Source organism: Bacillus inaquosorum, from assembly GCF_023238325.1.
GTDB lineage: Bacteria > Bacillota > Bacilli > Bacillales > Bacillaceae > Bacillus > Bacillus inaquosorum.
Genome location: NZ_CP096592.1, coordinates 177,501 through 192,172, shown reverse-complemented (window position 1 = coordinate 192,172; position 14,672 = coordinate 177,501). Strand labels below are relative to the sequence as shown.

Genomic DNA, 14,672 nt, shown 5'->3' with positions numbered 1-14,672 from the left:
AGGAGGAAGTTTCTATGAAACCTGTCTTTCCGCTTATCCTTTCAGCTGTTCTCTTTCTTTCATGTTTTCTCGGCGCCAGTCAGACAAAAGCCACTTCATCCAGTGGCTCAGCCGACGCCAAGCAGATTGTCAATCGCATGACATTAGATGAAAAACTCGGCCAGATGCTGATGCCCGATTTCAGAAATTGGCAAAAGGAGGGCGAGTCCTCTCCGCAAGCCTTTACAGAAATGAATGAGGAAGTCGCCGGCCTCATCAAAAAATATCAATTCGGCGGCGTCATTCTTTTTGCAGAAAATGTAAAAACAACAAAGCAAACTGTACAGCTGACAGACGCTTACCAAAAGGCGAGCCCTAAAATCCCGCTGATCCTGAGTATTGACCAGGAAGGCGGCATCGTAACGAGATTAGGGGAGGGCACTAATTTCCCAGGGAATATGGCGCTGGGCGCAGCCAGAAGCAGAATCAATGCCTATCAGACCGGCACCATTATTGGGAAGGAGCTTTCTGCCTTAGGCATTAATACAGATTTCAGCCCTGTTATGGACATTAATAATAATCCTGATAATCCAGTAATCGGCGTACGGTCATTCAGCTCCAATCGAGAACTGACAGCACGACTCGGTTTATATACGATGAAGGGTTTGCAGCGGCAAGATATCGCCTCTGCCCTCAAACATTTCCCGGGACATGGAGACACGGACGTTGACAGCCATTACGGACTGCCGCTCGTTTCCCATAATCAAGAAAGGCTTCGTGAGGTCGAACTCTATCCTTTCCAAAGAGCAATTGATGCCGGTGCTGATATGGTGATGACAGCTCACGTTCAATTTCCTGCCTTTGACGACACCACATACAAAAGCAAACTCGATGGATCGGACGTTTTGGTTCCGGCTACACTCTCGAAAAAAGTGATGACAGGTCTTCTTCGTCAGGAAATGGGCTTTGATGGCATCATCGTTACCGATGCTCTCAATATGAAAGCAATTGCAGATCACTTTGGCCAGGAAGATGCGGTAGTCATGGCTATAAAAGCCGGCGTCGATATTGCATTAATGCCTGCCTCAGTTACTTCACTGAAAGAAGAACAGAAATTCGCACGTGTTATTCAAGCCTTAAAAGAAGCCGTGAAAAACGGAGACATTCCTGTACATCAAATCAACAAATCGGTAGAACGAATCATTTCCCTGAAAATAAAACGCGGTATGTATCCAGCTCGAAATGACGACAGCCTAAAAGAAAAAATAGCGAAAGCCCAGAAAATCGTAGGAAGCAAGCGTCACCTGAAAGCCGAGAAAAAAATAGCTGAAAAAGCAGTGACCGTATTAAAAAATGAACAACACACCTTGCCGTTCAAGCCTAAAAAAGACAGCCGAATCTTAATTGTCGCGCCTTACGAAGAACAAACTGCTTCGATTGAACAAACCATTCGCGATCTCATCAAGCGAAAGAAAATCAAATCCGTGTCCCTCAGCAAAGTCAATTTTGCCAACCAAGTATTTAATGCCGAGCATGAAAAACAAGTAAAAGAGGCTGATTATATCATTACTGGCTCCTACGTCGTGAAAAATGATCCTGTCGTCAACGACGGTGTCATCGACGACACCATATCAGATTCAAGCAAATGGGCCACCGTCTTTCCGAGAGCTATGATGAAAGCCGCACTGCAGCACAACAAACAATTTGTCTTAATGAGCCTGCGCAACCCATATGATGCCGCCAATTTTGAAGAAGCTAAGGCACTCATTGCTGTCTATGGCTTTAAAGGATACGCAAATGGGCGTTATCTTCAACCTAATATTCCGGCCGGAGTTATGGCGATATTCGGCCAGGCAAAACCTAAAGGCACACTTCCAGTTGACATTCCATCAGTTACGAAACCGGAAGACATCCTTTATCCATATGGCTATGGATTAAATATCAAAACGGGAAAACGGCTTTAACAAGGAGGGGCACATGCGAAAAACAATATTCGCTTTTCTTACAGGACTCATGATGTTCGGAACGATAACAGCTGCCTCAGCATCACCCGATTCCAGGAATCAAACGGCTAAAAAACCTAAAGTCCAGACCGGCATAGACACGCTTTTCCCGAATTATAAAAAGCAGCTCAAAGGAAAACGAATTGGATTGATCACCAACCCAACCGGCGTAAACGCATCTCTGAAAAGCAGTGTCGATATTCTTTACGAGAACCCTGATATCAAGCTAACAGCTCTATTCGGCCCTGAGCACGGCGTCCGCGGCGACGCTCAGGCGGGAGACGAAGTAGGCTCTTACATTGACGAAAAAACCGGGATTCCTGTATACAGCCTCTACGGAAAAACGAAGAAACCGACTCCAGAGATGCTGAAAAATGTCGATGTTCTTATGTTTGACATTCAGGATGTCGGGACCCGTTACTACACGTACATTTATACAATGGCATACGCAATGGAGGCCGCTAAAGAAAATGGCATTCCTTTTATGGTGCTGGATCGCCCGAATCCTCAAGGCGGGAAACATATTGAAGGACCGATCTTAGAGCCTGAGTACGCCTCATTTGTCGGACTGTATCCCATTCCGTTAAAGCACGGAATGACCATAGGCGAATTGGCTTTACTATTCAACAAGGAATTTGACATTGATGCAGATCTGACAGTGGTGAAAATGAAACACTGGAAACGAAAAATGGATTTTGACGACACCAGACTGCCTTTCGTCCTCCCTTCACCTAACATGCCGACGGTGGAGAGCACATTTGTTTATCCCGCAACCGGGCTGATTGAAGGAACGAATATATCCGAAGGGCGGGGAACGACAAAGCCATTCGAATTGATTGGGGCTCCCTTTATCAAAAGCACAGAACTTGAAGAAGCATTAAACAGCCTTAATCTGCCGGGCGTGACATTCAGGGCGGCTTCCTTTACGCCGACGTTTTCTAAACATCAAGGAACGCTTTGCCACGGTGTGCAGCTCTATGTGACAGACAGAGAAAAGTTTGAAGCAGTAAAAACAGGTCTGTCACTCATTAAAACAATACACGACCTCTATCCTGAGGATTTTGAGTTCCTATCAACAGGTTCATTTGATAAACTGGTAGGCAACGGCTGGATCAGGACAAAAATTAAAAACGGCGCTTCTATTGAAGACATCATTGACAGCTATGAAAAACCACTCCAACAATTCAGCAAAACAAGAAAAAAATATCTGATCTATTAAGACGTAAGCATCGTATGTTACACGTGTAACATATTCTTACCGAACAAAAGACCCTTACTTTCACATCTGAGTAAGGGTTTTTTCATGACAAAAACCCACCCGCTTTATATAGGAAAACTTTCATTTATTTGGTACAATCTTATTGAAAATGATTATCAATTGAATGTTTCTGAAAAGGTGGTCTACTCTTGCAAAATACAGTGATTTATCATCCCATACAAATTGAATATCTGAAAAAAACAAGTGATCTCTTCTCAGAACAGCAATTAACCGATTCATACGTGCTGATCTTTCATTTAAAAGGAAACGGCCATATTTCGATCGGAACAAACATCAGTCCTCTGCAAAAAAGGACACTTTATGTTTGTCCGCCTCACGAGACCTTCGGCTTTACGCCCGCAGCCGAAGGACATATAGATGCCTGTCTGATCAGGCTTCAAAGCTACATAAAGGAAACCGGGCAAGATATCTTAATACCATGTACAGAAACGGAATTAGCCAAACTGAAGCTTGTGAATGTTTCACATATCGAAAACCTTACAGCTCGGCTTCAAGAGCTTGCAGCGCTATGGAATGAATCGTCTCAGCTTTCACAGCTAAAATGTGTGATTGAAGTACAAAGCCTGATTTATGACCTCTTCACTGCCAGTTCAGCTGACCAGACGGATACACATTCAGCAATCGAAAAAACAAAACAATACATCGAAACCCATGCCGATACAAAAATTACACTTGCCCAGCTGTCGCAAATGGCAGGAATCAGCGCCAAACACTACAGCGAAACCTTTAAAAAATGGACAGGTCAAAGCGTAACAGAATTTATCACAAAAACGCGAATCACCAGGGCAAAACGGCTCATGGCAAGATCAAACTGCAAATTGAAAGAAATCGCTCATCAAACCGGCTATCAGGATGAATTTTATTTCAGCAGAATCTTTAAAAAACATACAGGCTGTTCACCTACAAGCTATATGAAAAAACGCCAAAAAAAAATTGCCGCATATGGAAGGGGCACAATGGGACATCTCATCCCTCTTCATCACATACCGTTTGCGGCCGCGCTGCATCCAAAATGGACGTCTTACTATTATCAGCATTATTCGACAGATATCCCCGTCCAGCTCAGCGCATACCGGTTTAATGAAAAGTGGAAAGAAAACCTGCACACGTTATCTCAGGCTGAACCAGATGTGATTTTGAGCATGGATTCTATTACTTCTGAAGAACAAAATCGCCTGAATCGCATTGCAAAAGTGATTTATCTTCCTTCAGAAGAAAGCTGGAGAACTCACTTTCTGCAAACAGCTTCATTCTTAAAGGAAGAGACCGAAGCAGAAAAGTGGCTCGCGGCTTATGACCAGCAGACGGCGGCCGCCAAAAGAACACTTCAGCACGCCGAAGGGCTGCGTTTTCTCTTTTTAAGGCTGCATAAGCAAGACTTTTACCTGGCACATAATCGAAGCGTCCGCGAAGTCTTCTTTGGAGATTTAGGATTTCGCTCGGCAAAAACGGCAGACACGCCTTCAGAGCAAGCGATTTCGTTAGAAAATATCGCAAATTGCCAAGCTGACTGCATGATGCTTTTTCTATTTAAAGAGCCTGAAACCATTGCTTATTATCAGCAATTGCAGCAGACAGAAGCGTGGCAAAACCTAAGCGCGGTGCGGAATAACCGTGTTTATCTTCTATCCTTTGACCCGTGGAATGAATACTCAGCTTGCGGGCACGAACGGATCGTTCAGCAAACCATTTCTTTACTATCCGGTGATAGTCCATGATAAATATGGAATTTGTCCATGGTGTTATATCTGTTCATTCTCTATAATTCCAATTGATAATAGTTATCAATTGAACAGGAGGCTCTATAGATGAAAAAGATATCTCTTACCTTATTAATCTTGCTTCTCGCGCTTACGGCGGCAGCTTGCGGCAGCAAAAACGAATCGACTGCCAGCAAGGCAAGCGGCACAGCATCTGAGAAGAAAAAAATTGAATACCTTGATAAAACATATGAAGTAACTGTACCGACAGACAAAATTGCCATTACGGGAAGCGTTGAATCGATGGAAGACGCGAAACTGCTTGACGTTCATCCGCAAGGCGCGATTTCATTCTCCGGCAAATTCCCTGAAATGTTCAAAGACATCACTGATAAAGCCGAAGCAACCGGAGAAAAAATGGAGCCAAACATTGAAAAGATTCTTGAAATGAAGCCAGACGTCATCCTTGCTTCAACAAAATTCCCGGAAAAAACACTGCAAAAAATAAGCACAGCCGGTACGACGATCCCAGTTTCTCACATCTCTTCAAACTGGAAAGAAAACATGATGCTGCTTGCCCAGCTGACTGGAAAAGAGAAAAAGGCGAAAAAAATCATCGCAGACTATGAACAAGATCTAAAAGAAACAAAAACAAAAATCAATGAAAAAGCAAAAGATTCAAAAGCGCTTGTCATCAGAATCAGACAAGGCAACATTTACATTTACCCTGAACAGGTGTACTTCAACTCCACACTTTATGGTGATTTAGGCCTTAAAGCGCCGAATGAAGTAAAAGCTGCAAAAGCGCAAGAGCTGATTTCATTAGAAAAATTAAGTGAAATGAATCCTGACCATATCTTCGTCCAATTTTCTGATGATGAAAATGCAGACAAACCTGAAGCATTAAAAGATTTAGAGAAAAATCCGATCTGGAAAAGCCTTAAAGCAGTCAAAGAAGATCATGTGTACGTCAACTCAGTAGATCCTCTCGCACAAGGCGGCACAGCTTGGAGCAAAGTCCGCTTCCTGAAAGCGGCTTCTGAAAAATTGACACAAAACTAATTCAGAGTAGGTTTTTTTATGTATTCAAAACAGTGGACACGTATCATATTGATTACTTCTCCATTTGCTATTGCACTGTCGCTGATGCTTTCAATCCTATATGGCGCAAAGCATCTAAGCACAGATATTGTTTTTACATCTCTCATTCATTTCGATCCGGGAAACACAGACCATCAAATTATATGGCACTCCCGGATTCCAAGGGCTGCCGGCGCTCTGCTCATAGGGGCAGCCCTTGCTGTTTCTGGAGCGCTTATGCAAGGCATTACGCGCAATTATTTAGCTTCGCCCTCCATTATGGGCGTTTCAGATGGTTCCGCGTTTATCATCACGCTTTGTATGGTTTTGCTCCCGCAATCGTCTTCGTTTGAAATGATCATTTACTCTTTTATCGGCTCAGCGTTAGGAGCTGTGTTAGTATTCAGCCTTGCCGCCATGATGCCTAACGGGTTTACCCCCGTGCAGCTTGCCATCATCGGCACAGTCACAAGCATGCTGCTCAGCAGTTTATCAGCGGCCATGTCGATTTATTTTCAAATCTCACAAGATCTCAGTTTCTGGTACAGCGCCAGACTTCATCAAATGAGTCCTGATTTCCTGAAGCTAGCCGCTCCGTTTTTCCTGATTGGCATCGTAATGGCTATTTCTCTCAGCAAAAAGGTGACCGCTGTATCATTAGGTGACGACATTTCTAAAAGTTTGGGGCAAAAGAAAAAAACCATTAAAATCATGGCGATGCTTTCAGTCATCATTTTAACCGGCAGTGCTGTAGCGCTGGCCGGAAAAATAGCGTTTGTCGGATTGGTTGTTCCGCATATCACGAGATTTCTCGTTGGCTCCGATTACAGCAGGCTGATTCCGTGTTCCTGCATTTTGGGCGGAATCTTTTTAACCCTGTGTGATCTCGCAAGCAGATTTATCAATTATCCGTTTGAAACACCGATTGAAGTCGTGACATCCATTATCGGCGTGCCTTTCTTCCTTTATTTGATTAAACGAAAAGGAGGGGAGCAAAATGGCTAAAAAATATGCCGTGTTCATCGCTTTGATTCTCGTTGTCAGCTATTTCAGCTTAACGAGCGGATCATTTTCTGTTCGTCCGGCTGAGCTGCTCTCCACTCTTTTTCAGATCGATCCGAATCCGCAGTATGAAGTTTTGCTGTTCGATTTAAGACTGCCGCGGGTCGTCATGGCAGCCATTATCGGACTCGGTCTTGGCATTGCAGGCGCGGTCATCCAGGCCATCACACGAAACGGACTTGCAGACCCGGGAATTCTCGGAATCAACGCAGGGGCGGGAGCTGGGATTGTCGCGTTCATGCTCTTGTTCCAGGGTCAGAAAGAAGTGACATCCATTGCTGCAGCGATGGGAATGCCTTTTTTCGGATTGATAGGCGGACTGATTGCGGCGATCCTGATTTACATATTTGCATGGCACAGAGGCAATTTAGATTCAGGAAGAATTATTTTGGTAGGAATCGCGATCAATTCAGGATTCAGCGCACTGTCTTTGTTTTTATCATTAAAAATGGACCCGCAAGACTATCAAATGGCCATGGTGTGGAAAAACGGAAGCATCTGGTCTGCCAACTGGACGTATATCACAGCCGTTCTCCCATGGATGCTGCTGTTTATACCGATTCTTATCGCCAAGTCCCGCTTGCTCGACACCATTCGTTTTGATGAAGATACAGTCCGAAGCCTCGGTATTTCATCAAATAAAGAAAAAACCATCCTGCTCGTCGCCTGTGTAGCCATCATCAGCGCCTGTGTCTCCGTAGCGGGAAGCATGGCGTTTGTCGGCTTAATTGCTCCCCATATTTCACGGAGGCTGGCTGGTGTCGAACACCGCTACATCCTGCCACTGAGCGGTTTAATCGGCATGCTGCTTGTAATAAGCGCAGACTTTGCCGGAAAACTGTTTTTCCAGCCCGCGGAAGTGCCCGCAGGCATCATTTTGGCGATCCTCGGTGTTCCTTATTTCTTATATCTGCTTTTTAAGCAAAAAAAGGGGGAGAATGCTTGAACGGATCCCTTTCAGAGCATAAAGCCGGGAAAAGGAGGTTCACGCTGTACCTCCCTCCTTCCTACAGTCCAGGCAGCAGGGCATTTCCTGCTGTTTACGTGCAGGATGGCAGTTCTTTGTTTCAAGACCAAATCGAATTATTAGAAAGCGCATTTCTACAGCGAAGGCTGCCTGAACTCGTGCTGATCGGTATCAAACCCGAAAACCGGCTAAATGAATACACGCCTTGGCCGGCTGCATCACTTAGTGATCGGTTCCCGGACTTCGGCGGGATGGGATACCACTATCTGTCTAATATAACGAAACAGTTCATTCCGTTTATCGAAGAAAACTGGAACGTCACCAGGGAACCGCAATCAAGAGGAATGATCGGTGCCTCATTAGGCGGCCTCATCTCAATGTTCGCCTTATTAAAGTACCCGTCGGTGTTTGGAAAAATAGGTTCTATCTCAGGTTCATACTGGTACGAGAACGCACCGGAAACCGTTCATTTATCTTCTTTAAAGCCCGGCACTTCAAGTGTTTTTATGTCTGTCGGCAGTAACGAAGGCCGCGAGAAACAATCCATTCAGCGGAATATGCTGCAGAATACAAAGCAAGTGCACCAAAGTTTAAAAGAAAAAGGCTTCACTGAAGAGCAACTGTGTCTTTCAATTGAAAAAGGGGCGGTGCACCACCGCAAGTACTTCTGCAAACAGTTCATCATCGCGCTCAAATGGCTATACGGAAAAAACCGCTCAACCCTATGAGCGGTTTTTTTCATGCTTTCTGCAATACAGGTTTTAATTCAAAACGATTCAGCATATAGCCAAACAAAGCAGCCAGTATCTGCTGAAACAGCATGCCGATGACAACGGGAACGGCAACCTGAGACGGGAAGAACGTAACGGCAAGAACTGCGCCGGCACTGATATTTCTCATGCCTCCCGTAAAAATAAGAGAGACAATTTCCTCCTGGCGCCTTTTCATCATTTTCCCGATCAGCCATGCAGCGGCATAGCCTGTTAACGCGATAAAGAAAACCGTCAAAGCTATTCCTATGAATCTCAAATCAACCGCTTTGAAATAAGGAGCAATCGCTGAACTGTTAATCGCAATCACAGCCATCAGGCAAAGCTTTGAAAAAGGTGACAGCGCACTGCTCACAGATGCAGTTCTTTCGGGAGATGATATCTGATTAAACAGCATGCCCAGAAAAGAAGGAATCACGACCATCACAATCAGCCCTTTCATCATTCCCCACACATCCATATGAACCTGAGCGCCGGCAAGCAATGAAAGGCTCAGCGGTACGATTAGCGGTGACAGCACAGTATCAACTAAGATAATTGAAAGCGTCAAACCGACGTTCCCTTTGTACATCGCTGCCCAAATCAAGCTTGTAATCCCCGTAGGAATCACAACAGCCAATGTTAAACCGGTGATCGTCAAAGGATCGCCTTTAAAAATAAGATGGCCGCTGCCCCAAGCAAAAAGCGGCATAAAAATATGAAGAACAAATAGTGCAAGAATCATAGGTAGAGGATGAGACAACGCGTGTCTCAAAGATTGAAAGTTAGCGCTCAAACTGCCTGCAAACGTAATAAAAGCAAAGATCCAAGGCACAGCCCATTCATACCCATTTAAAAACTGAGACAGCAGCACGCCCAGCACCACACTAGTCGGCGTTAAAAGCGGCATCACTCTCCCCAATACACGGTTCAGCTTCTGAAGCATCATATGCAAGTCCCCTATTTAAAATTTCTCTTCTCTCTATTATATCAATGCTGTTCAACCGTATGTTATATAAAAAAGCCCAGATCTCGTTCATCTGGACTTCCCTATTTTATGTCATCTGTTTCATAAGGGCTTTACTCGCATTGTTCAAACCTTTTAACTCAGCTTCAATGCCTTGTTCTTTAAATTTCGCAACAATCTTATCAAGCGCTGCCGCTCCTGAATCATCCCAAACGTGAGATTCAGTTAAGTCAATCACGACCCGTTCAATATCCTCTTGATAAATAAACGCATTCGTAAGATCAGTCACTGACGCAAAAAAGATTTGCCCCTTCACTTGATACGTTCTCAGCTTTTGATCCTCTGCATGTGAAACAATTTTCAGCTTCGAGATTTTTGCCACAAAGAATACGGCACTTAAGAGAACGCCGACGAATACGCCTTTAGATAAGTCATCCGTCACAACAACCGTCATCACAGTCACAACCATGACAATCGAGTCGGTGAGCGGCGCTTTTTTAAGGCCTTTTATAGAAGACCAATCAAATGTGCCGACAGAAACCATCACCATAACAGCCACTAACGCAGCCATCGGAATTTTCACTACAACCTGACTTAACACCGCAATTAAAAACATCAGAAATGCACCGGCAACAAATGCTGACAAGCGTCCTCGTCCGCCCGCTTTCGTATTAATGACAGATTGTCCGATCATAGCGCAGCCAGCCATACCGCCAAAGAACCCGGTCACGATATTCGCAATTCCCTGTCCGCGGCTCTCTTTATTTTTGTCACTATCCGTATCCGTCATCTCATCAATAATCTGTGCTGTCAGTAAAGATTCTAGCAACCCGACAAACGCTAAAGCGATGGAATAAGGAAAAATGATTTGCAGTGTTTCAAAGGTAAACGGAACATCCGGGATTAAGAAATGAGGCAATGAACTAGAAATATTCCCCATATCCCCGACCGTCCGCACATCCACATGGAAAGTGACAGCAATAATCGTCATCACAATAATCGCGACAAGCGGAGACGGAACCGCAGTCGTAAACCTCGGCAGCACATAAATAATAACCAACGACCCGGCAAGCATCGCATACATGCTCCAAGAAGCACCTTCAAACTGAGGGAGCTGCGCAGAGAAGATAAGGATCGCCAGCGCATTCACAAACCCGATCATCACAGAACGCGGGATGAATTTCATTAATCTAGCTATTTTACTGATGCCTAAAATCACCTGAATGATTCCTGTCAAAATCGTAGCCGCAAATAAATACTGAAGCCCATGATCAGCAACCAGCGACACCATAACGACCGCCATTGAGCCAGTCGCAGCTGAAATCATGCCTGGTCTGCCGCCAAAAATAGAAATAATAATGGCTATACAAAATGAAGCGTAAAGACCGACCATCGGATCAACACCGGCTATAATAGAAAAGCCAATCGCTTCAGGTATTAACGCTAATGCAACTAAAATGCCAGCAAGAATGTCTTTTCGGATATTTCCGAACCATTGCTGTTTTAATGTAAAACTATTATTCAAATATAACGACTCCTTTTTAAAAAATAAATCCGCACCGTATCTGTTGTAATGGGAGCTTTCTTTATTTTACGGGAGAAAATGAAAAGGAAAACGATCGGAGAAAAAGGGGAAACGTTGAGTATATTGTATTGAGGCAAGGAGTTATTATACAAAGAGTATCATATTAAATTTTATTCAAATACGCAAGGTGAATGCTGAAGAAAAATATGGCTCAAACTAAGTTTGAGCCATATCGCTGCATTATATCATATCCGGATGGGAAACAAGAATCGTTTTAACTGCGGCAATATCTTTTCTCTCATTTGACAACGGATCTATGCCCATCAATTCCTGGATGGCAGCCTCATAGTTCTCAAGCGGGGTTTTCTCCGTAATCAGTTCAGAAAGCTGAGGCATGTCCGCGGCACATGATACCGCATCCTCCATGATTTGTCGAGCCTCTCCGGTTCCAACAATCGTCACCCCGTTAGAAAGCAGCTGAAAAGGCCTGATTTTCATTTCATACGTATCATCAAACCCCATCGGCACAAGCCTTCCGCCCTTGTCAATTAACGGATATGCCCAATCAAGCTGATTGCCGATCGCGTCAAAGATCACATCAAATGTTCTTCCTTGGTTTATCCGCCTGACCTCATCTGCCGTTAAATCCTGCGGGTGGTAAACATAGTCAGATATCCGGCGTGCCGCTTCTGACCGATACTCTCCGATCTCGGTCGCAACGGTCAGCCTTGATAGTTTTTTCACCATCATTTGAACAAGCAGCCCAATCGGCCCTGACCCTAATACAAGTACAGAATCGTCAGGTTTTATTGCAGCCCGCTCTATCACATTTAATACACAGGAAAGCGGCTCAATCAAAGTGGCTCGTTCCCAATCCATATTGTCCGGGATTTTATACATAAAACGGTCCTCGCCTACGTAATAATCGGCAAAAGTGCCATGCGCCCCTAATCCCAGCTGCCAGTCTTCAAACGTTTCACAATAACAAGTTAAACCTTTCCGGCAATAATAACACTTCCCGCAAAACTGAGTCGGATCAATTACCACGCGATCACCAGGCTTGACGTTTTTAACATCAGGCCCTGTTTCTGTCACCACTCCCACAGATTCGTGGCCTAGGATCATATTGTGAGTCGCATGCATCTTTCCTTTTAGAACATTTAAATCCGTTCCGCAGATGCCTGTCCCGTATATTTTAACTTTCACATCGTTCATTTTTTTGATTTGAGGTTCTTCTACTTCTTGCATTTCAAGCCGATCATTAGGAGTCCAGACCAACGCTTTCATATGTCTCTTCCTTTCTGTCCCAGCGAATTTGATCCAGCAGCTTCTGATGCAGCTCCTTCGTTGATGCAGCGATGCATGACTGCTGGTTATTGTAGCTAAGATCCGTCAGAAGTGTATCATCCAAGGACTTTCCATACGCATCAGTAATCACAACACCTGCTTTTTTCGCCAAAAACACACTTGCGGCAATATCATATGGAAACAGATGCAGGACCTGCCCATTCCCCACATCCTGAAAATCTTTCAGCAGCGCAGGATCATCTTTTAATAGACGATTGCCGATATCCACATAGGCATCCATCTGCCCTGTAATAATCCTGGAGATTGAATAAGAAGCGCTATTGAAAACAAATACGCCGCCATTATTCGCTGACTGATCAATCAAATGACCGTACGCATCAATCATCAGGTGCGCGGGATGCCCATTAAACTCAAGGCTCCAGAACATATGTTTAATGTCTGTCACTTTGCTCAGATTTGGCAGGGTGCCACGATAGCCTTCATAATAAATCCCTTCAGAATAAACATCCGCGTACATATAGGCACCTGTTTTCAGCTCAAGCAGAAAAGCAAATTCAATATCCTTAATCTTTGCATCAGGCTTGTATGCAGCTAATGCGATAGAGATACAAGACATTTCAAGTCCTGCAGCTGCCGGGCGGGTGCCGTCAATCGGATCAACGATCAAAATATATTGAGGATTGTCCCCAAATACCTTCAGGCCGCCATCTTCCGTATAAAACGCAACTGATTCCTCTTTGCTATTCACATATTCCAGCACTGCATTCTCGGCAGCGGCATCAATGTTAAACTGTGCATCTCCGCCTGGGGAATACCCATTAACTAACCGGTTTTTCAGTGTTCCTTTCTGTCCCTTCACTTCTTCATAAACAAATGTTCCAAGCTCTATAATATATTCTTTCACTTGATATCCTCCAATAGCTTACGAAGTTTGAAACAAAGCACCTCAGCCTCACTAAGTGTAATCGTGAGAGGCGGACGGATTTTAAATACATTTCCGAATCCGTAACGGGAAGTCCGCAAAATTAACCCATAATCCATAGCCCGTTTTGCAATGTAATTGGTCAGCTCTACATCAGGCTCATTATTCTCTTTTACAATTTCAACACCGATCATCAAACCTACGCCTCTGACGTCAGCAATAAATGTGAATTCTTTCTTCATGTGCTCTAAGGAATCCATAATGTAATTCCCGACAGTTGTTACATTTTCTAAGAAGCCCGGCCGCTGCATGATTTCGATTGTCTTACAAGCTGCTGCCGAGGCCATCACGTTCGAGCCATAAGTAAAAGAGTGATTGTGGCCGGCTAATCCCATGTATTTTTCCTCTGTGAGGGTGGCGGCAACCTGGAATCCCGTGCCTCCCAATCCTTTTGCAACAGTCATCATATTCGGTTTCACATCAAAGTAATCAGCCGCAAACATCTTGCCTGTCCGGCCAAATCCGGTTTGAATTTCATCAAAAATAAGTGCAATATCATGCTCATCACAGAGCTTTCTTAATTGCTTAAAGTACTCCTTAGGCGGAACGATGTTTCCTCCGTTACCGGAAATCGGTTCAATAATCATCGCGGCAATTTTTCCGTTACTCGCATATTCAATAAAATCATTAATTCTTTCTACACAAAGCATTCCGCATGAATCTGGCTTCTGATTGTAAAAACAACGGTTGCAATAGGGGTCAGGCACCTGTAAGCCAAAAGAAAACTGAGGGGGGAATGGCTCTCTTCGAAATGAATTTCCGGATAACGCAGACATCATATACGTTTGGCCAAGGTGGCTTCGGAATAAAGAAATGACATCTGTTTTTCCAGAATAGTTTTGAGCCATTTTAATAGCTCCTTCATTCGCAGCAGAGCCGCTGCTAACCTTAGGGTGAACTTTAGTTAGATTGTCGGGGGAGATTTCTACAAGTTTTTCAGCTAATTTATTAACGGCGTTGGTTTGGTAGGAAGAAGTGACGTGTATCAGCTGGTCAGCCTGTTCTTTGACTGTATCAATAACTTCTTTATTGGTATAACCCAAATTTAAGTTGAAAGTAGCAGAGGCACAA

The 14,672-nt window shown here is 44.1% G+C and carries 12 protein-coding genes (1 of these 12 only partly in view); 7 read left to right on the top strand and 5 right to left on the bottom strand.

Features of this window, described 5'->3' with window-relative positions:
* The first annotated feature begins 14 nt into the window (after positions 1 to 14).
* From M1M80_RS01070 to M1M80_RS01040, 7 genes are all read left to right on the top strand, one after another.
* A complete protein-coding gene (locus tag M1M80_RS01070) occupies positions 15 to 1,943 on the top strand; it encodes a glycoside hydrolase family 3 protein (protein ID WP_060397809.1) in 1,929 nt (642 codons plus the stop codon).
* 13 nt (positions 1,944 to 1,956) lie between these two features.
* Complete coding sequence (locus M1M80_RS01065; RefSeq protein WP_060397808.1) at positions 1,957 to 3,201, top strand: exo-beta-N-acetylmuramidase NamZ family protein; 1,245 nt, start codon at positions 1,957 to 1,959, stop codon at positions 3,199 to 3,201.
* 188 nt (positions 3,202 to 3,389) lie between these two features.
* A complete protein-coding gene (gene btr, locus M1M80_RS01060) occupies positions 3,390 to 4,979 on the top strand; it encodes a bacillibactin transport transcriptional regulator Btr (protein WP_060397807.1) in 1,590 nt (529 codons plus the stop codon).
* 90 nt (positions 4,980 to 5,069) lie between these two features.
* On the top strand, positions 5,070 to 6,023 hold the full coding sequence (gene feuA / locus M1M80_RS01055) for an iron ABC transporter substrate-binding protein FeuA (protein WP_060397806.1): 954 nt from the start codon (positions 5,070 to 5,072) through the stop codon (positions 6,021 to 6,023).
* 18 nt (positions 6,024 to 6,041) lie between these two features.
* Complete coding sequence (locus M1M80_RS01050) at positions 6,042 to 7,046, top strand: FecCD family ABC transporter permease (protein ID WP_060397805.1); 1,005 nt, start codon at positions 6,042 to 6,044, stop codon at positions 7,044 to 7,046.
* Positions 7,039 to 8,049 carry an iron ABC transporter permease FeuC gene (gene feuC / locus M1M80_RS01045; protein WP_060397804.1) on the top strand — a complete coding sequence of 337 codons (1,011 nt, stop codon included), beginning with the start codon at positions 7,039 to 7,041 and terminating at the stop codon, positions 8,047 to 8,049. Before M1M80_RS01050 ends, feuC begins: the two co-directional genes overlap by 8 nt.
* Entirely contained in the window at positions 8,046 to 8,798 is a 753-nt protein-coding gene (locus tag M1M80_RS01040; protein ID WP_060397803.1) for an alpha/beta hydrolase, read from the top strand. The genes feuC and M1M80_RS01040 overlap by 4 nt, the downstream gene beginning before the upstream one ends.
* Before the next feature lie 10 nt (positions 8,799 to 8,808).
* Here the strand turns inward: M1M80_RS01040 and M1M80_RS01035 are convergent, their stop codons facing one another.
* From M1M80_RS01035 to M1M80_RS01015, 5 genes are all read right to left on the bottom strand, one after another.
* On the bottom strand, positions 8,809 to 9,729 hold the full coding sequence (locus M1M80_RS01035; protein WP_080428954.1) for a bile acid:sodium symporter family protein: 921 nt from the start codon (positions 9,727 to 9,729) through the stop codon (positions 8,809 to 8,811).
* Between the two features lie 145 nt (positions 9,730 to 9,874).
* A complete protein-coding gene (locus tag M1M80_RS01030) occupies positions 9,875 to 11,311 on the bottom strand; it encodes a SulP family inorganic anion transporter (protein ID WP_003241487.1) in 1,437 nt (478 codons plus the stop codon).
* Positions 11,312 to 11,551: 240 nt separating this feature from the next.
* Entirely contained in the window at positions 11,552 to 12,598 is a 1,047-nt protein-coding gene (locus M1M80_RS01025) for a zinc-dependent alcohol dehydrogenase (protein WP_060397801.1), read from the bottom strand.
* A complete protein-coding gene (locus tag M1M80_RS01020; RefSeq protein WP_060397800.1) occupies positions 12,573 to 13,523 on the bottom strand; it encodes an inositol monophosphatase family protein in 951 nt (316 codons plus the stop codon). The genes M1M80_RS01025 and M1M80_RS01020 overlap by 26 nt, the downstream gene beginning before the upstream one ends.
* Positions 13,520 to 14,672 carry the 3' portion of an aspartate aminotransferase family protein gene (locus tag M1M80_RS01015; RefSeq protein WP_003241495.1) on the bottom strand. 116 nt of this gene lie beyond the right edge of the window, so only the last 1,153 of its 1,269 coding nucleotides appear in the window; its start codon lies off the right edge, out of view; the stop codon is at positions 13,520 to 13,522. The genes M1M80_RS01020 and M1M80_RS01015 overlap by 4 nt, the downstream gene beginning before the upstream one ends.